This window comes from Shewanella oneidensis MR-1, assembly GCF_000146165.2.
GTDB classification, from domain to species: Bacteria; Pseudomonadota; Gammaproteobacteria; order Enterobacterales; family Shewanellaceae; genus Shewanella; species Shewanella oneidensis.
In genome coordinates, this window is the sequence record NC_004347.2 from 4699426 (window position 1) to 4719126 (window position 19701).

Here is a 19701-nt window from a genome sequence, read left to right on the forward strand (position 1 = left end):
CGCTATGACCGAATCAGTAAGACAAGTATCAGAAAACGATCAGTTGAGAGCCGATATCTATCAACTGTTGGCCGCCCTATTGCGTCGCCATCCTAGCCTTGAGCTGCTGCAATTTTTGGCCAATCTTGAAATCGATGCCAATGAAGACAATGAGATGACCAAGGCTTGGTTATCTCTGCAACTGGCGGCAAAACAGTTCACCAGTGAACAATTAGAGGATGAATATTTTGCGTTATTCCTCGGCGTAGGTTGCGGCGAGATCCTGCCCTATGGCAGTTGGTTTATGACAGGTTCATTAATGGATAAGCCACTGGCTCTGCTGCGCCAAGACTTGATGCAACTCGGTTTTGAGCGCGAAGAAAACGTTAAAGAGCCTGAAGATCATGTGGCTGCGCTGTGCGAAGTCATGGGCACATTGATCCTTGAAGCCCCAGGCTATCGCCAACTGGCATTTTACCAACGCCATATGGGCAGTTGGATCCAACGCTTCTGTGACAATTTAGCTAAAGCACCAAGCGCCGCCTTTTATGCCACAGTCGCAGAGCTTGCGAAAGCATTTTTCAAGATGGAAGCCGCCGAGTTTGAACAACTCAGTTTAGATATTCCCGTTAATTGTCCTGGCAGTGCAGAGCTACAGCCCGCTGCAAGTGATGTAAAAAAACAAGCGGAATTAATGAACTAAAAGGCAACTTGCGATGAGCATCTGCATGCCTACCGCATATAAGTTTGATAGGCAAAGGTGGGCTTAAAGTTCACCTTTGCCACAAAAAGGAAGCTTAAGCTTCCACAGTAACCGAGGTGGTCTGGCTACAAATCACCTCACTCAGTAACACAAGGAGACACTATGAAGAAGCAAGCTTCCGACATGGGCCGTCGTCAACTGCTCAAAGCATTGGCTCTTGGCAGTGCGGCTGGCGCGGTCGCGACGGTGAGTAGCCAAGCATTGGCTGCCACACCCACTGTTGCCCCAAGCGAACCTAAGAGTGACAACTATCGCGAAACCGACCATATCCGTAATTACTATGCGTCGTTGAACAACTAACCAGAGGAGTGTGTGTGATGCGATTAACCCGCAAAACAGACCCAGTTGTCGAGCCCAAAGTGCCCGCCCTCGGTCTCAATCGTCGCCAATTTTTAAAATCCGCAGGTCTTGCCACGGGTGGTATTGCTGCGGCTTCAATGCTTGGCACAGGCATGATGCGTAAAGCAGAAGCTAAAGATATCCCCCACAATGCGCCAACTGAAGTCAAGCGTACCATTTGCTCTCACTGCTCAGTAGGTTGTGGTGTGTATGCAGAAGTGCAAAATGGCGTGTGGACAGGCCAAGAACCTGCATTTGACCACCCCTTCAACCAAGGCGGTCACTGTGCTAAAGGGGCTGCGCTGCGTGAACACGGCCATGGTGAAAAACGCCTTAAATACCCAATGAAATTAGAAGGCGGCAAGTGGAAGAAGATCTCTTGGGATCAGGCCATCAATGAAGTAGGCGATAAAATGATGGCGATTCGTCAAGAATCAGGTCCTGACTCTATCTACTTTATGGGTAGTGCTAAGTTTTCTAACGAACAGGCTTATTTATATCGCAAATTCGCGGCACTGTGGGGCACAAACAACGTCGACCACTCAGCCCGCATTTGTCACTCTACCACAGTAGCCGGTGTTGCAAACACATGGGGCTACGGTGCGCAAACCAACTCAGTTAACGATATTCGCCACTCAAAATGTATCTTATTTGTTGGTTCTAACCCCAGTGAAGCGCACCCTGTCGCTATGCAACACATTTTGGTAGCTAAAGAGCGCGGCGCCAAAATTATCGTAGTTGATCCTCGTTTCACCCGTACTGCAGCGAAATCTGACGAGTACGTGCATATCCGCCCAGGTACCGATATTCCGTTTATCTATGGCCTGTTATGGCACATTTTTGAAAATGGCTGGGAAGATAAAGACTTTATCAAGCGCCGCGTTTACGGCATGGAACGTATCCGCGAAGAAGTGAAAAAGTATACTCCAGAAGAAGTTGAAAACGTGGTGGGCGCGCCTAAGGCACAAATGTATCGCGTCGCTAAGATGATGGCTGAAACGAAACCCGGTAGCATTGTATGGTGCATGGGTGGCACTCAACACCACGTTGGCAACGCTAACACCCGCTCGTACTGTATTTTACAGTTAGCGCTGGGCAACATGGGTGTTACAGGTGGTGGCACTAACATTTTTCGTGGTCACGATAACGTCCAAGGCGCTTCAGACTTTGGCCTATCGTTTGACGACTTACCCGGCTACTTCGGTTTAACGTCTGGTTCCTGGGCTCACTGGGCAAACGTATGGGACTTAGATCCTAAGTGGGTCACAAGCCGTTTTGATCAAGGTGAGTACTTAGGTCAGTCTCCCCAAACCTCTCCTGGGATCCCATGTTCTCGCTGGCACGATGGTGTACTGGAAGATAAAACCAAGATCGCACAGAAGGATAATATCCGTTTAGCGTTCTTCTGGGGCCAATCGGTCAACACCGAAACTCGTGGCCGCGAAGTACGTCAAGCATTGGATAAAATGGATACAGTGGTAGTTGTCGACCCATTCCCAACCATGGCTGGTGTAATGCACCAACGTAAAGATGGTGTGTATCTGTTACCTGCTGCGACCCAATTTGAAACCTATGGCTCAGTCTCTGCAACTAACCGCTCAATTCAATGGCGCTCTAAAGTGATTGAGCCACTGTTTGAATCACTGCCAGATCACGTGATTATGTGCAAACTTGCTAAAAAGGTGGGGATTGATAAAGAGCTATTCAAGCATATTAAGGTCAATGGTGAAGAACCGCTGATTGAAGATATTGTCCGTGAATACAACAGAGGTATGTGGACAATTGGCTACACAGGTCAAAGCCCTGAGCGTTTAAAAATGCACCAAGAAAACTGGGGCACATTTAATGTTGATAGCTTAGAAGCACCTGGTGGCCCAGCCAAAGGTGAGACCTATGGTTTGCCTTGGCCATGCTGGGGTACGCCAGAGATGAAACACCCTGGCTCCCACATTTTGTATAACGAAACAAAGCATGTTAAAGACGGTGGTGGCTCTTTCCGCGCCCGCTTTGGTGTCGAGCGAAATGGCGTCAATCTTCTTTCAGAAGAAGCTTACTCTGCGGGTAGTGAAATCCAAGATGGTTATCCTGAATTTACCGCTGACATGCTCAAGCAATTGGGTTGGTGGGATGATTTAACCGAAGACGAGAAAAAATACGCTGAAGGAAAAAACTGGAAAACAGATATTTCTGGCGGTATTCAACGTGTTGTCATTAAGCATGGCTGTATTCCCTATGGCAATGGTAAGGCCCGCGCGGTGGTATGGAATTTCCCCGATGATATCCCGCTGCACCGCGAACCACTTTACACTCCTCGTCGAGACTTAGTCGCTAAGTACCCAACCTACGAAGACCGTATGGTTGCACGTCTACCGACGCTTTATAAGTCCATTCAGGACAAGGACTTTGCCAAAGACTTCCCACTGGCGCTCACATCGGGTCGTTTAGTGGAATACGAAGGCGGTGGTGAAGAAACTCGCTCTAACCCTTGGTTAGCTGAGCTACAACAAGAAATGTTTATCGAAATAAGCCCGGCAGACGCTGCTGACCGTGGTATCCGTGACGGTGACAATGTCTTTGTTCATAGCCCTGAAGGCGCCAAGATCACAGTGAAGGCAATGGTGACACCACGGGTTGTTCCGGGTGAATGTTTTATGCCGTACCACTTCGCAGGGGTATTTGAAGGTGAAAGCCTTGCGAAAAATTATCCTGAAGGCACAGTGCCTTACGTGATAGGCGAATCAGCAAACACCATTTTAACTTATGGCTATGACGTTGTGACTCAGATGCAAGAAACTAAGTCCAGCCTCTGCCAAATAAGCAAAGCCTAACCTACTTGATGAGGAGATAAGCCATTATGGCAGTCATGAAATTTCTATGTGACACCAAACGCTGCATCGAGTGTAACGGCTGCGTCACAGCATGTAAAAACGAAAACGACTCTGCACTAGAGTGGGGTATTCAACGTCGCCGCGTGGTGACAATTAACGATGGTCAACCAGGTGAAGCATCCATTTCAGTAGCATGTATGCACTGTACCGACGCTCCTTGCATGGCCGTATGTCCGGCAGATTGTTTCTACCGTACTGACGATGGCATTGTGCTGCATAACAAAGATACCTGTATCGGTTGTGGTTACTGCTTCTATGCCTGTCCGTTTGGTGCACCACAATTTCCGAAGAAAACTGCCTTCGGTAGCCGCGGTAAAATGGATAAGTGTACTTTCTGTGCCGGTGGCCCAGAAGAAACCTTCTCCGAAGCCGAGCATAAGAAATACGGTGCAAACCGTATTGCCGAAGGCAAGCTACCCATGTGTGCAGAGCTTTGTGCAACCAAAGCACTGCTTGCGGGTGATGCGGAAGTGGTATCAAACATCTACCGTCAACGTATGGCCTCTCGAGGCAATCCTAACGTGATTTGGGGCTACAACCCCAAGACCGGTGAGATTAACTAAGCAGAGTGAAGGTTAGGGAGTCATCCCTAACCTCTGGCAAGGAGTGAAAATGTTAAACAAACAGTTAAACAAATCACTGCGCAGTCTGTTTGCTCTGATGGTACTCGTGATGGGATTGGGACTAGGCTCAGTAATGAGCGCAAGCCCAGTACAGGCAAGTGATCAGCAATCGAGCCAACAACAGGCGAAAGCGCAAACCAGCGAAGCCGATCTGTGGCGCGCGGTAAAGTCAGGTGAAACTGGCTACACCACGGCCGAAGGCGTCGAAGCTGGAGTGTTGATTAACGTTGCCGGCAACCAAGGTAAAGAACTGAGAAATCAATATATCACCCCGATTATGGCCCTTGCGGTTACGGGTGTGTTTGGCGTTTTCTTACTGTTTTATTTGGTGAATGGCCCCTCAAAACTCAGCCACGGCTTTTCAGGCAAAATGGTTGTACGTTGGTCAAAGGCGGATTTATGGATCCACTGGATCATGGCAATTAGCTGTCTTGTGCTGATGTTTACCGGCTTAACTATTATGCTCGGTAAGCATGTAGTGCAAGAACTGCTCGGGCCGGATATCTGGGCACCGCTGATCTATGGCAGTAAAACCGTGCACGACTGGGCAGGCCCTATCTTTATCGTGTCGTGGATTGTCTGCGTGGTGAAATGGATGCCGCTACAAACCTTTAAGATGTATGATCTTAAATGGTTCTTAGTGGTCGGTGGCTACATCAACTTTGGTCCATTCAAAGGTAAGCACCCTGACAGTGGTTTTGCTAACGCTGGTGAAAAAATGTGGTTCTGGACACTGACCCTATTCGGGCTGTTTATCAGTGTTTCAGGCATCATGTTAGTGCTCCCCGGCTTAGACCTGCCCCGTGAAGCCTCAATGGCCGCGCTGCTGATCCACTCGATCAGTGCCGTTATCCTAATAGCCTTTACGATTGTGCATATCTGGATGGCGACCGTGCTCAGCGAAGGCGGTATGGAGTGCATGAAGTCAGGCTATTGTGATGAAAACTGGGCAATCCAGCATCACAATTTGTGGTATGACGAAATCAAAGCCAACGGCAGCTTGCGTTATAAAGACTAACTAAAGCGATATGCTAAACCCGATAAAACACCTCGCACTGCGGGGTGTTTTTTTACCCAAAAACAAAAAAACACATTATTAACAAGTGATTAATATCCCAATAAACACGGCACTGTTTTGCCATCTCAACCGAATAGCCAAACCATGAGCAAGTTAACGCTTTTGGACATGCGCGTCACCTTCTGTAGTCGCAAACTGTTCTAGATCAAATCCTACTCAATTTTTTCCTACTATATTGCCGTCACGCGCGATGATTAACGGCAAGCAAGATGATTTAATTATCTTTTTCACCTCTAATCTTCACTTTTTGATAACAAGCACCATCTCCTCGAAAAGTCGCGCCGTCCCAAAAACCATAACCCCTATTTCAGGAGTCAGCATGAAGCAACAACCTAGCGATTTATCTCGCCGTTCTTTGCTTAAAGCACTCACCGTTGGCAGCGTAGCCGGCGCAGCAATTGCCGCTACCGGCATCAGTGCAGCCCAAGCCAGCGAGAGCAGCAAGGTAACAACTAAAGAGCCTAAGGGTTACCACGAAACTGCGCACATTATCAGCTATTACGATAGCCTGCGTAGCTAATCTAGGAGAAGTCAGCGATGAAGTTAACTCGCAAGTCCGATGTCGCCCAAGTGGCCAACAAACCGACGTTAGGTATTAGCCGTCGTCAATTTATGAAGCAAGCAGGTATTGCTACAGGTGGTATCGCCGCCGCTTCTTTAATGGGTACTGGCATGATGCGCCGCGCAGAAGCCAAAGATGTGCCATATGATGCTCCAATCGAGATCAAACGTACTATTTGTAGTGCGTGTGCTGTCGGTTGTGGTCTGTATGCCGAAGTACAAAACGGTGTGTGGACAGGTCAAGAGCCTGCATTCGATCACCCATTCAATGCCGGTGGCCACTGTGCTAAAGGTGCTGCGCTACGTGAACACGGCCACGGTGAAAAACGCCTGAAATACCCAATGAAATTGGTTGATGGCAAGTGGAAAAAAATCTCTTGGGAAGACGCGATTAACGAAGTGGGCGACCAAATGCTCAACATTCGTAAAGAATCAGGCCCAGACTCTGTGTACTTTATGGGTAGTGCGAAGTTCTCTAACGAAGGTTGTTATGCATACCGCAAACTGGCGGCCATGTGGGGCACCAACAACGTCGACCACTCTGCTCGTATTTGTCACTCTACCACGGTAGCTGGTGTTGCTAACACTTGGGGCTACGGTGCGCAAACTAACTCTTTCAACGACATTCAGAATGCCAATGCCATCTTCCTGATCGGTGCAAACCCTGCGGAAGCGCATCCAGTTTCTATGCAACATATTCTGATCGCCAAAGAGAAAAACAACGCGAAAATCATCGTCGTTGATCCTCGTTTCTCTCGTACTGCAGCACACTCAGATCTGCACTGCGCGATTCGTCCAGGTACCGATATTCCGTTTATTTACGGTATGTTATGGCACATTTTCGAAAACGGTTGGGAAGATAAAACCTTTATCCAACACCGCGTATTCGAGATGGAAACCATCCGTGCAGAAGTGAAAAAATTCCCACCTAAAGAAGTGGCGAATATCACAGGCGTAAGCGAAGAAGTGGTTTATCAAGCCGCGAAACTGATGGCAGAAAACCGTCCAGGTACCGTTATTTGGTGTATGGGTGGTACTCAGCATCACGTTGGTAACGCTAACACCCGCGCATACTGTATTCTGCAATTAGCCTTAGGCAACATGGGCGTATCTGGCGGCGGTACTAACATTTTCCGTGGTCACGATAACGTTCAAGCAGCAACGGACTTAGGTCTGCTATTTGATAACTTACCAGGTTACTACGGTCTGACTACTGCGGCATGGGAACATTGGACTAACGTGTGGGAACTGGATATGGAGTGGATGAAGAGTCGCTTCGATCACGGAACCTACCTTGGTCGTGAGCCAATGACCACACCTGGTATGCCATGTTCTCGCTGGTTTGACGGCGTGTTATTAGAAAAAGATAAACTGGCACAGAAAGACAATATCCGCATGGCTTTCTTCTGGGGACAATCGGTTAACACTGGCACCCGCCAACGTGATGTCCGCGATGCCTTAGATAAATTAGATACGGTTGTGGTCGTGGATCCATTCCCAACCATCGCAGGTATCATGCACAGCCGTAAAAACGGCGTGTACCTGTTACCAGCCTGTACTCAATTTGAAGCCTCTGGCGCAGTATCTAACTCAGGCCGTTCAATTCAGTGGCGTGAGCAGGTGATTCAGCCGCTATTCGAATCTAAAAACGATATCGAAATTATGTACATGCTTGCGAAAAAAGTGGGCATTTCTGAGCAATGGGCTAAGCGCTGGAACATCGCAGGCAATATGCCAGTGGTTGAAGATATCTCTCGCGAAATCAACCGCGGTATGTGGACTATCGGTTACACCGGTCAAAGCCCAGAGCGTATCAAACAGCACACCCAAAACTGGGGTACCTTTAGCAACAAGACGCTTGAAGCTGCAGGTGGTCCATGTAAAGGTGAAACCTATGGCTTACCTTGGCCATGTTGGGGCACACCAGAAGCCAAGCACCCTGGTACCCAAATTCTGTATAACCAAGACAAGCACGTTAAAGACGGCGGCGGTAACTTCCGTGCCCGTTACGGCGTTGAATACAATGGTAAAAACCTACTGGCGGAAGGCACCTTCTCTAAGGGCGCTGAAATCCAAGACGGTTACCCAGAATTCTCTGACAAACTGCTTAAGCAACTCGGTTGGTGGGATGATCTGACTGCAGAAGAAAAAGCGGCTGCAGAAGGTAAAAACTGGAAAACTGATTTGTCAGGCGGCATTGTGCGCGTGGCGATCAAGCACGGTTGTATTCCGTTTGGTAATGCGAAAGCCCGTTGTATTGTTTGGACTTTCCCAGACCAAGCCCCTGTACACCGCGAGCCAATTTATACAGCCCGCCGTGACTTAGTGGCTAAATACCCAACCTATGACGATATGCAAGTACATCGTCTACCAACACTGTATAAGACGCTCCAAGAGAACGACTTAAGCGGTAAATATCCATTAGTCATGACCTCTGGTCGTTTAGTGGAATACGAAGGTGGTGGTGAAGAATCTCGTTGTAACCCATGGCTGGCTGAGCTTCAACAGGAAATGTTCATTGAGATCAGCCCTGCTGACGCTGCTGACCGAGCTATCCGCAACGGTGAGTTTGTATGGGTAGAAGGTGCTGAAGGCGGTCGTATCAAGGTACAAGCCATGGTGACGCCACGCGTAGCACCGGGTGTAACCTTTATGCCATACCACTTTGCGGGTGTGATGCACGGAGAAAGTTTAGCGGCTAACTATCCAGAAGGCACTGTGCCTTACGTTATCGGTGAATCCTGTAACACGGCACTGACCTATGGTTATGACCCTGTGACCCAAATGCAGGAAACCAAAGCGTCGCTCTGTCAGATCGTTAAAGCATAAGTGCAGCTTAAGCTAGGAGAATTGCCACTATGGCTACAATGAAATTTTTGTGTGATACCAAGCGCTGCATCGAATGTAACGGTTGTGTCACTGCTTGTAAAAACGAAAACGACTCCGCGCTCGAATGGGGTATCCAACGCCGCCGCGTCGTGACCATCAATGATGGTAAACCCGGTGAAGCGTCAATCTCTGTCGCTTGTATGCATTGTTCAGACGCGCCTTGTATGGCTGTTTGCCCAGCAAACTGCTTCTACAAAACCGAAGATGGCATCGTACTGCACGACAAAGATACCTGTATTGGTTGTGGTTATTGTTTGTATGCCTGTCCTTTTGGCGCACCACAGTTCCCACAAAAAGGGGCCTTTGGTAACCGCGGCAAGATGGACAAATGTACCTTCTGTGCTGGCGGCCCAGAAGAAACTCACTCAGAGGCAGAGCGCCAGAAGTACGGTTCAAACCGTATTGCTGAAGGCAAACTACCAATGTGTGCAGAACTATGTGCCACTAAAGCCCTGCTCGCTGGTGATGCTGAAGTTGTTTCTAACATCTTCCGTGAGCGCGTGGCTTACCGTGGTGCTAAAAACGCGGCTTGGAATTAATTCAGGTCACAGGATCTGTCCACAGACTTAGCTTGGCGCCTGCTGGCAGGCGCCACTAAGTGAGAGAGGATGTATGATGAACAAATGGTTCAAACACATAGGTTTAGCCATAGCACTGCTATTTAGTGCCGTGTGTCTAGCCAATGGTGGTGATGGACAGGCGATCCAACCTCAAGCCGCTGATGCCCAAATTTGGGCACAGCTGAAGGATGGCGCCACGGGATACACTGCCTCCCAAAGTGAGTTCCATGCGCAGCCGATCAATACCTATGATCTGCGCGTGCTGGAACTGCGTAGCGACTGGTTAGCACCCGCTCTAATGGCGGCGCTATTTGGTATGATCATTATCTTTGTCTTATTTATCAAGGTGAACGGCATCTCCAAGCTACACCATGGTTTTTCAGGCAAGATGGTATATCGCTGGTCTAAGTTTGACGTTTCAATCCACTGGTTAGGTGCAATCCCTTGTTTGTTATTAATTTTAACAGGCTTGGTATTGCTCGCTGGACGCTTCTTCTTCCAACCTTGGTTGGGTGAGGGTTTCTGGGCAGGCTTAGTCTATGGTGCCAAACAAGTCCACGACGTGATGGCCATTCCTTTCATGATCGGTTGGGCACTGATGATCACCCTATGGGCGAAAAACCAGCTACCCAAAATGTACGATGTGAAGTGGTTTATGGTCGTTGGTGGTTACATCAACTTCGGCCCATTCAAAGGTAAGCACCCTGACGCAGGCTTTGCTAACGCCGGCGAAAAAATGTGGTTCTGGGCCTTTGCCCTGTTCGGGTTGATCATTTCAGCATCAGGTATGTTGTTACTGTTCCCAAACCTGTTCGAGCCAAGCCGCACCTTAAGCTTAATCGCGCTGGTATTGCACTCTGTTAGTGCCATCGTGATCTGCGCTTTCTCTATCGTGCACATCTTTATGGCAACTGTCATGTCAGAAGGTGGTATGGAGTGTATGGTGTCTGGTTATTGCGATGAAAACTGGGCAAGCCAGCATCACAATCTATGGTTTGATGAAATCAAAGCCAACGGCACGTTACAATATAAAGAGTAACATACTCTGATAAAACAAAACCTCCACAGCAAACTGTGGAGGTTTTTTTATGGGTGTAGATTTTGAGTGCTCAGTAAACCAACTGCTTAGAAGCGATACATCGCAGATACACCAATATTTCTTGGGTCAATAATCGCGGCATAACCGTCGGGATAACTGCGGCTTGCGGGTTCATTGACTGTCATTGCTTGTTCATCAAATAAGTTATTCACAAAGCCACTGACTCTCCAACTATCCGTTTGATAATCAAGGCTTACACGCGCAACCACATAATCACCCGCCACTCTAGATTCGGTATTATTGATATCCGCAAAATACTCACCAACATAATGGCCGGCAAAACCGAATGAGAACGCGTCACTCAGCCAGTATTTCAAGCCAGCATTGGCTGTAACGTGCGGCGCCGAGTTCAACTGATTACCGATAATGTCGCCATAGCTAGGATCGGCTTGTTTGATTTCACTATCGAGTAACCCTACGCCCGAAATAAACTGCCAGTTTTCCGTTAACATGGCGCTGAATTCGGCCTCAACCCCGTAGCTGACCGCTTTATCGATATTGGTAATTTTACGTGCGCTATTAGACGCTTGATAACCATCAAAATCGTTGTAGAAGAGGTTGGCACTTAAGTTCACATCGCCATTGGCAAATGCGCTACGGCTACTCAGTTCATAGGTATTAACAAACTCCTCATCGTAGTAGTAATACTCGCTTTCCACCAAAGACAGCGCGCCACCGCCTGAGTTATAACCACGACGAACACTGGCCGCTAAGGTGGTATTATCATTCAGCGCGTATTGCAGAACCAACTTCGGCAGGGTAACGGTATTGGCGTCATCGAGTTTTTCTAGCAGTTGACTGCCTTGATAGAGCATAGTGAAGTTACGTAATTGCTCCTCACGCATCACTCGGCCACCGACAGTAATCCAGAGTGAGTCGGCGAGCCCATAGGTGACCTCACCATAAACGGAGGCGGACTTAGTACTATCATCACCGCTATAGATTGAGCTACCAGTGCTACCAAAATCTTGGCTACGCTTAAAATAGGCTAATCCCACAAAACCGTTAAAATCCTTATCCTTAAGACCAAAGCTATATTTACCATCCACGGTATAGCTCTTGTCCTTCATATCCACATATTGCTGAGCTGTGGCAAGGGCCTCATAGGATTCAAAGCCCCAGTTATAATCCATGTAGGCGACAATCAGATCGAAGGCTTGCCCTTCTCCAAGCTCATAATCCACTTTTACAGAGTGAGTCGTAGATTTAGTTTCGATATAGCGCTGGAAAATCGGCTTGTAGGCCCAAGGATCATCACCGGTAAAGTAGTTACGTCCTGAGTCACCTTTCTCATCATTGTATGACAAGCTATAGAGTACTTTCAGATCTTCAATCGCACTCGGCTGCCACAAAAATTTGCCGCGCCAGCGATTGGTAATGAGTTCATTTTGATCAAATGTGGCGGGATTTGTCGGGTATTCCAAACCTTTATTGTAGGTTTCGCCCGTCACATTTTGGCCACTCACCCTAAATGCCAATTCATCATCGAGGATCGGGCCTGAGAGCATCACCGCACTATCGATAAAGTTATCTTGATCGCGATAACCAACGCGAGCCGCGCCCTGCCAATCGAAGGTCGGATCTTCGGTTTTAATAAATACCGTACCGCCAATGCTGTTACGACCATTGATGGTCGATTGCGGGCCACGGAACACCTCAATTTGTTGAATATCCCACAACCCGGTATCACCGGAGAGATCAGCAACAAAGGGCTCAGCCACACCATCGACTAAGGTTGATACCCGCGCACGAGCCCCACCGGTGAAAGAGTTAAATCCGGAGGCCGAGCCATTACCTGAAACACCCCGAATATCGGGCACAGAACCTGATAGCACTACCACATTGGGCACCTCAGATAAGGCACTGGAGGTGGATTGATATTGACCACTATCGAGGGTTTCCTTGTCGATCACAGAAATTGATGACGTCGTATCCTTCAGGCTACGCTCAATCTTCTCACCATAAACAGTAATTCTTTCAATCGGTTCTGAAGACTCAGCATCCGCAGCGGCATAAGCGGAAGATATCAGTAAACTCGAAACTATTGCGGCAATTGTACTTTTCTTAAACGCCTTGCATTTCATAAAAACCTCGACGGCACTCATTGATAAAAAGGTGTTAACTAAAAATGCCGACAATCTATATTAAAACAACCTTAATCGCAATTGATAACCAATATCATTTACATTCAAAAGATGACTTTGTGATATTGCGCAAATACATTAGGCATTGAAGAGGAAAACACTTTAAATGTTAATAAGATAAGTCAGTCACAATAGCCTTATTTCTACAAATATTCGGTGACTAAGACTGAAGCCGTCATCCAATAGCTTTCTTCTGCTACTGCCTATATTCTAAGTTGCTAATTGGAGGCTTAGTGGAAATACGGAAACCATGAGTGATATTTCAAAAGCAAAATTGATGTACCTAGCGATAGGAGTGTTCATCGGGAACATTATTGGCAACCTCTCACTATCGATAAGCAATTTATTTTTAGCAATTGCATCCATATTAGGCTGGTTAGTACTAATGGTCGGAATTCCTCCCTCTAATAGTCACCAATTTCGAATTGCGTCTTTCTTTATATCAATCAGCCTATTACCTGTATCGTGGGGGGATTTATATAACGGCAAATTAAGCGCCTAGTGGCCATAGTTTTGCCCTGTATTGGCGATAAGGATTTCGATCACATGCTTACTGAATGAAGTGATAGTCGTGAAGCAAATAGCCAGTCGTAAATTCATTACCAACACTGGGCTACTCCGCAGGTACAAATCTTTTTGAATGCAGTTGATATTCTGCTTGTTCGTCCGAGGTAAAACGCAATAGATACCAAAGTTTCCCCTAGTCAGAGCAAAAATCTTCCCTCAGTAACTCTCGCCTTATCAATACATAAATCGAGCGCTGCCATTACAGGAATTACTCCAATGCCTCTGTCTGTTTCTGCACTCGGCTCGCCCAATATCCTGCCAGCATGGCGCCTGAGAGATTATGCCAAATCGAAAAAATTGCACTGGGTATCGCACTGATGGGGCTAAAAAACTTGATACACAGAGCGGTCGCGAGACCAGAGTTTTGCAGCCCTACCTCAATCGAAATGGTTTTACACACAGTGTGACTAAAGCCGAGCAAGCGACAGCATAAATAGCCCAAGGTGAGCCCTAGGCCATTATGTAAAAATACCGCGAGTAAAATCACTGGCCCCACCTGGGCAAATTGCCCCGCATTTAAGGCCACAATGATGCTAATTGCCATAACAATCGCCACGATCGAAATCAGCGGTAACGCGGGAGAAAGTTTAGCCACCTGCGGTTTAAAGAAGTGATTCAATACCACACCGACAGTCACAGGGATAAGCACGATTTTGACGAGACTGAGTAACATATCCATCAACGGAATAGCGACCATCTCACCGATTAAGAGCTGAATAATCAAAGGAGTGAGCACTACACCCGCTAAAGTGGATAGCGCCGTCATCGTGATAGATAAGGCGACATCGCCCTTAGCCAAATAGCAAATTACGTTCGATGCCGTACCGCCCGCTACGCTCCCCACCAGCACCATGCCGATAGTCAGTTCCCTATCGAGCCCTAAGAGCAAACTGATCGCGAGGGCGCTTAAGGGCATCAGGGTAAATTGCAAAATTAAGCCCGTGATAACAGCACGCTTCTGCTTGAATGCATTTGCAAAATCTTGTAAATCTAAGGTCAAGCCCATGGATAACATAATGACCACCAGCAGCGGTACTATGCTGTTTTTAAATACGACAAACCAAGCTGGCATGAGATACGCCGTTACCGCCCCGAGCAGGGCAAACAGCGGAAACAGGCGGTTGACATTTACCACGGGAAATCCTTTTTTAAAGCCATAACCACAGGGATAATGACAGCCAGACTCCCGCTATACAAGCCAAAGCATCCACAGGTTAAAAACACCTTCGTTCAAATTTCAGCCTTTCGATTAAGCTGCATAAGTTAATCGCCCAAATTCAATTAGAAGCGCTTAAAAACCTCAGCAGGCATGCATCTGCAATCACTAAAACATGATCTGCTTAACAAAAAACTAGTGATTTCCTTGTTAGGAAACCGTAACTTATAACCAGTTCACGTTTTATTTACTCCATTCGAGGTAGTCTAATTGCGCTAGGTGGTCGTGAATTACCTAAAGCAATTTCGGTGTTTACGGTTAGCACTCTCAGATAGGAATCGTTATGTCTTCTGTTATTCAAACGCTCAACGGCGCGATCGCAACGCCTTATCAAGCAAATATTACTGTCCCTAACTGGATGCTCAGCTCGATGGAACGAGTCATGCAGTATTATGTCGATAAGAATCTTCGCCTTGATACACTCTCCGCTGACATCATGCCTGCCCCGGTCGAAGGTAAAAAGTACATGCTTTATGCCCATGTGCCCTTCTGCCATACCTTGTGCTCTTACTGTACCTTCCACCGTTTCATGTTTAAGGAAGACAAGGCGCGTGCTTACTTCATCTCATTACGTAAAGAGATGGAAATGGTCAAGGCCCTCGGCTATGACTTTGAATCTATGTACATTGGTGGCGGTACCACCACGGTATTAGAGGACGAGCTCGCCCGCACCATTGAACACGCTAAAACCTTATTCCCCAGCATTAAAGAGGTTTCCTGCGAGTCAGATCCACAGCATTTAGACAGCCCAGGTTTTAAACAACTCAAGGGTTTAGTGGATCGCATGTCTATCGGCGTACAGAGCTTTAATGACGATATTTTAAAAATGACCGACCGCCTCGAAAAATTCGGCACAGGTCAGCAAACCTTCGACAAGATCATGGCGGCTAAAGAGCTGTTCCCCATTATCAACGTCGACCTAATTTTTGGCTTCCGCGGTCAGACCGATGAAGTGATCCAGCACGACTTAGACATGGCCTCGCGCCTCGACCCAAGACAGATCACCACCTACCCACTGATGATTACTCACCAAACGCGTAAGAGTGTTAAAGGTAAACTGGCAGCACCACAGGCGGATATGGCCAACCAATATCGCCAAATCTTAAATAGCTTAAATGGTCAATATAATCAGTTATCTGCATGGGCATTTGGTAAGGCGAATGACGAAGGTTTTGATGAATATGTGATCGACTACGATGAGTATTTAGGGGTCGGTTCAGGTTCATTTAGCTTTTTGAATGATACCTTATACGTCAACACCTTCTCCCTGCGTAAATACCAAGAGCGGATCGCCGCTGGTAAGATGGGCGTCGAGCAACAGAAGAACTACAACAAAAAAGATGTGATGCAATATCGCTTCCTGCTGGGTATGTTCTCCGGTCGTCTGTCGCGCAAATACTTCCGCGAAACCTTTGGCGTAAACTTAGACACCGCGCTGTTTAAAGAAATGACTTCGATGAAGCTGATTGGCGCCATCAAGAACGACCCAACGGATCCCGATAATCTGATCATCACAGATAACGGTAAGATGATGGGTTTATTAATGATGAAAGAGTTCTACGCTGGTATGGATAACGTGCGCGCTCAATTGCGTAAACCGCTCAAACCCTGCGATATGTAAGCATACGTTAAACCACTAAAGGCCCTTTATGGGCCTTTTTGTTAAGGTGATTTCGCGCTACTCTTGCCTCAGTTAATTCGCATTAGTGACCAACCCAGTAATAAAGGAGTATTCGTTATGGGTTTTACTGATCAAGAAAGACAAGCACTACTGGCCGTGAAGGGCGTTGGCCCTACCGTAATTAAACGCTTTGAAGAAATTGGTATCACCTCACTCGCCCAGTTAGCCGAGCATGAGGTCGAGGATATTGCCAACCTCGTCGCTAGCATGTTGCGCACCACTTGCTGGAAAAATAGCCCGCAGGCACGCAATGCTATTGCCGCGGCCATTGAACTTGCCCGCCGCCAGTAATCTTATTATTTCTAATTCGTTGAGATATTTATGCCATCTTATTTTCGCATCTTAGCTTACAGTATAACCGCGCTGCTATTTAGCACATCGGCCTTTGCCAACGACAGCAGTTTCGGTGATGCCAATGGTTCAATCACCCTTAAATATCAGCCGCATATCAGTATGGATAAAGAGTCACTCTTTATCAGCGAGGCCGAAGTCAGGGTCGATTACGTGTTTACCAATACCAGTTCGCAGGATCTTATCGTCCCCATCGCCTTCCCCATGCCACCGATGTTTTTTGGCTCCGCCGATCACAGCAGCATTGATAACTTCACCCTTAAAGTGAATGGCAAAACCCAGCCAACTCAGCATAGGCTCGTCGCCCAACTTGCCGATAAAACCGATATTTCAGCCGAGCTGAAACAGCTTGGTTGGGGGATAGATGAAGTCGCTTACTTTGCCGAATATGCCGAAGTCCCCGAGGGCAAACCCGCGCTCCCCCAGCAATGGTTGGATGAGGACCAACAAATCGCCTTTACCCTAAGCGATTACTTTGTGTGGGAACAAACCTTTCCCGCGGGCCAATCTGTCTCCATCAGCCACAGTTATACGCCGAGCCTCTCAACGGGCATCCCCGATACCGCCAATAGTATTATCGATACTTACACTGAACTGGCCTGTTTAGATGAAAGCGCCAAGCAAGGTATTCGGAAGCGTAATCTCGTTGTCAAACAAGACGGCGAAGATGTTGAATATGGCGTGGAATGGAGCCACCTTAGCTATATTTTGGTCACGGCCAATAACTGGCAAGGGGCGATTAAGGACTTCAAACTCACTATTAAAAAATCCCAGCCCACTGATCTCATTAGCCTGTGTTTTGATGGCGAGCTTAAAAAAACCGATCCACTCACCTTTGAATTCCAGCAAAAACAGTTCACGCCAACGCAGGATCTCAGCATCCTGTTTATTCGTAAACCGAATTTTGAATAATCAAAAAAGAAGCCAGCTAGGTGCTGGCTTATTTATAAATCACTGTTTTTAAATTAAAAACTATAAGTCATACCTAACCAGTAACGGCGGCCATCTTCGATGTAGCCATATTCTTCTTGAGTGATTTCCTTATCGAAAGCGTTATAAATACCCGCGCTGAACTTAATGCTGTCATTTACGCGATAGTTGGCCCCTAAATCTAACAGCGTATAGGACGGCGCAATCAAACTACGCGAAGAAGGACCTGTGGTCGGTTGGCTCTCTTCGCCACGGTAATTGACCCGCAGCCAAGTATTTAAGTTATCTATCGGCTCATAGTTAACCGACAATTGTATTAAATGCTTAGGTAACTGATTCAATGGACTCCCTTTGTAGGCACCCGTCTTTTGCTCTGAATCCGTGTAAGTGTAGTTACCTGTTAGGGCTAAGTTACTCAGGATCTTATAGTCGATACTCAGCTCAACCCCTTGGGTGACCGCCTCATCGATATTCACATAGGTCGTCGGATCGGATCCAAACTGGTTTGGCCCGTCAGTACATTGGGTTGCAGGACAAGCAACCCGGGTGATCTTGTCCTTAAACTCGTTATAGAACACGCCAGCACTGGTGGTGATGGAGTCGGTGAGATCGGTGTAAATGCCTAGCTCATAGTTCACTGAGGTTTCAGGTTGCAAATCTGGATTACCGTACATATTGCCACCGCGGCTTACTTGCCCCCAATCAGGCACGGTTTGCCTTAAACTCGGCGCCCTAAAACCCGTCGATATCCCCCCTTTCAAGGTGGTGCTGCCGGTCAGCCCCCAAACACCATAAATCCGTGGGCTAAGATGCTCGCCAAAGTTTTCATCATCATCTAACCGCAGCCCTAAGGTTAAGGCAAAATCATCGACGATACGCCATTCATCCTCTGAGAATACCGACCACTGACGGCGGCTAATATCTTGTAAATCACTAACCTGATTGCCGGTTTCATCGGTTAAATCTTGATAATTGAAGGCAGCACCAAAGGTTGCCGTATGACTTTCACCTAAGGTGGCAATCACACTGGTTTGAGCATCGGTATTTTTGATTTTCATCTTACGGGATTTGTTATCGTACACTTCGTGCTTGATATAAGTATCCGAAGTGCCAAAGTCCCAACGCCCAGTATGCGATAGCGAAATCGTGCTGTTTTCATACTCGGTGGTCGACGATGCGGGGCAGCCACCGCGGCCACAACTGGCACCCGGTGCCAATGGCGCAACGGTTTTCCCCAAAGTGCTGTCCAGTTCTTGGTTGGCGGTGCCGACTTCCAACATAATGTCATGGTCTTGGTTAGGCGTGAGGGCAAATCTGGCGGTGAGATTATCCGCATCGCGACCTCGGTAACCGCCGTAGATATTATCTTCTTCACGTTGGGTATATTGGCCGTATAACTGCACGCCGAGCAGATCTTTAATCAATCCACCGTTCACAAAAAAGTTGCCTTGATAGACATTGCCCGAGACCGACTTCTCCTGCAAAGTGGTGTCGAGGCGCAATTCCCCCTGCCACTCATTGGGGACTTTGCGAGTGATAATGTTGATCACCCCACCAATGGCGTCAGAGCCATAAAGCGATGACATGGGGCCACGGACAATTTCAATCCTATCGATTGCCGCGAGCGGCGGCGTCCACGCGCCTTCAACGCCAGGGCCATCACTGTTGGTACGTGTCTCGCGGGAAGACTGGCGCTTACCATCGACTAAAATCAGCGTGTATTGGCTGCCCATGCCCCGCAGACTAATGTCCCGACGGTCTGCGCCACCAGTCACCACCACACCGGGCACTGCTAACATGGCGTCGGTTAAATCACGGTAAAAACGCGTATCGAGATCCTCACGGGTGATCACGCTGATAGAGGCGGGCGCGTCACGTACTTGCTGCTCAAACCCTGACGCAGTAACGACAATCCTTTCCATTATCTTGTCTTTATCAGGCGCGGCCTCTGCAAATGCGTAAGTTGCGGGCAGTAACAATGCAGCAGAAACCACCTGTGCGAGGATCTTTTTACGACGTAACAACATAACCAA

The 19701-nt window shown here is 47.6% G+C and carries 15 protein-coding genes; 12 read left to right on the forward strand and 3 right to left on the reverse strand.

Annotation, left to right across the window (positions count from 1 at the left end):
- The first annotated feature begins 4 nt into the window (after nucleotides 1–4).
- The 9 genes from SO_RS20945 to SO_RS20985 all read left to right on the forward strand — a co-directional run bounded on the left by SO_RS20945 (nucleotide 5) and on the right by SO_RS20985 (nucleotide 10719).
- Nucleotides 5–682, forward strand: a complete 678-nt coding sequence (locus SO_RS20945) for a TorD/DmsD family molecular chaperone (RefSeq protein ID WP_011074126.1) — start codon at nucleotides 5–7, stop codon at nucleotides 680–682.
- Between the two features lie 162 nt (nucleotides 683–844).
- Nucleotides 845–1042, forward strand: coding sequence for a twin-arginine translocation signal domain-containing protein (locus tag SO_RS20950; protein ID WP_011074127.1), 198 nt, complete (start codon nucleotides 845–847; stop codon nucleotides 1040–1042).
- Nucleotides 1043–1059: 17 nt separating this feature from the next.
- Nucleotides 1060–3909 (forward strand): molybdopterin-dependent oxidoreductase, encoded by a 2850-nt coding sequence (locus tag SO_RS20955; RefSeq protein WP_011074128.1) that lies wholly within the window; start codon nucleotides 1060–1062, stop codon nucleotides 3907–3909.
- Nucleotides 3910–3935: 26 nt separating this feature from the next.
- The gene (gene fdh3B, locus SO_RS20960) at nucleotides 3936–4532 is read left to right on the forward strand and encodes a formate dehydrogenase FDH3 subunit beta (protein WP_011074129.1); all 597 of its coding nucleotides are present in this window, start codon (nucleotides 3936–3938) and stop codon (nucleotides 4530–4532) included.
- 49 nt (nucleotides 4533–4581) lie between these two features.
- The gene (locus SO_RS20965) at nucleotides 4582–5610 is read left to right on the forward strand and encodes a formate dehydrogenase subunit gamma (protein ID WP_011074130.1); all 1029 of its coding nucleotides are present in this window, start codon (nucleotides 4582–4584) and stop codon (nucleotides 5608–5610) included.
- Between the two features lie 379 nt (nucleotides 5611–5989).
- Nucleotides 5990–6190: a twin-arginine translocation signal domain-containing protein gene (locus SO_RS20970; protein ID WP_011074131.1), complete on the forward strand. Its 201-nt coding sequence runs from the start codon at nucleotides 5990–5992 to the stop codon at nucleotides 6188–6190.
- A gap of 17 nt (nucleotides 6191–6207) precedes the next feature.
- Nucleotides 6208–9060 (forward strand): molybdopterin-dependent oxidoreductase, encoded by a 2853-nt coding sequence (locus SO_RS20975; RefSeq protein ID WP_011074132.1) that lies wholly within the window; start codon nucleotides 6208–6210, stop codon nucleotides 9058–9060.
- Between the two features lie 29 nt (nucleotides 9061–9089).
- Entirely contained in the window at nucleotides 9090–9659 is a 570-nt protein-coding gene (gene fdh3B, locus SO_RS20980) for a formate dehydrogenase FDH3 subunit beta (protein ID WP_011074133.1), read from the forward strand.
- 76 nt (nucleotides 9660–9735) lie between these two features.
- Nucleotides 9736–10719 (forward strand): formate dehydrogenase subunit gamma, encoded by a 984-nt coding sequence (locus tag SO_RS20985; RefSeq protein ID WP_011074134.1) that lies wholly within the window; start codon nucleotides 9736–9738, stop codon nucleotides 10717–10719.
- 86 nt (nucleotides 10720–10805) lie between these two features.
- Here the strand turns inward: SO_RS20985 and SO_RS20990 are convergent, their stop codons facing one another.
- Both SO_RS20990 and SO_RS20995 read right to left on the reverse strand, forming a co-directional pair.
- A complete protein-coding gene (locus tag SO_RS20990) occupies nucleotides 10806–12863 on the reverse strand; it encodes a TonB-dependent receptor (protein WP_011074135.1) in 2058 nt (685 codons plus the stop codon).
- A gap of 835 nt (nucleotides 12864–13698) precedes the next feature.
- Nucleotides 13699–14625, reverse strand: a complete 927-nt coding sequence (locus SO_RS20995) for a bile acid:sodium symporter family protein (RefSeq protein ID WP_011074136.1) — start codon at nucleotides 14623–14625, stop codon at nucleotides 13699–13701.
- 364 nt (nucleotides 14626–14989) lie between these two features.
- Between SO_RS20995 and SO_RS21000 the strand changes: the two genes are divergently transcribed.
- The 3 genes from SO_RS21000 (at nucleotide 14990) to SO_RS21010 (ending at nucleotide 17650) form a co-directional block, all read left to right on the forward strand.
- Nucleotides 14990–16327 (forward strand): coproporphyrinogen III oxidase family protein, encoded by a 1338-nt coding sequence (locus SO_RS21000; protein ID WP_011074137.1) that lies wholly within the window; start codon nucleotides 14990–14992, stop codon nucleotides 16325–16327.
- 117 nt (nucleotides 16328–16444) lie between these two features.
- Nucleotides 16445–16678: a Rad51 domain protein gene (locus SO_RS21005; RefSeq protein ID WP_011074138.1), complete on the forward strand. Its 234-nt coding sequence runs from the start codon at nucleotides 16445–16447 to the stop codon at nucleotides 16676–16678.
- 30 nt (nucleotides 16679–16708) lie between these two features.
- Nucleotides 16709–17650, forward strand: a complete 942-nt coding sequence (locus tag SO_RS21010; RefSeq protein WP_011074139.1) for a DUF4424 domain-containing protein — start codon at nucleotides 16709–16711, stop codon at nucleotides 17648–17650.
- Nucleotides 17651–17703: 53 nt separating this feature from the next.
- On the opposite strand, the gene SO_RS21015 is transcribed toward SO_RS21010, so the two are convergent.
- Entirely contained in the window at nucleotides 17704–19695 is a 1992-nt protein-coding gene (locus tag SO_RS21015; RefSeq protein ID WP_011074140.1) for a ligand-gated channel protein, read from the reverse strand.
- Nucleotides 19696–19701: the final 6 nt, after the last annotated feature.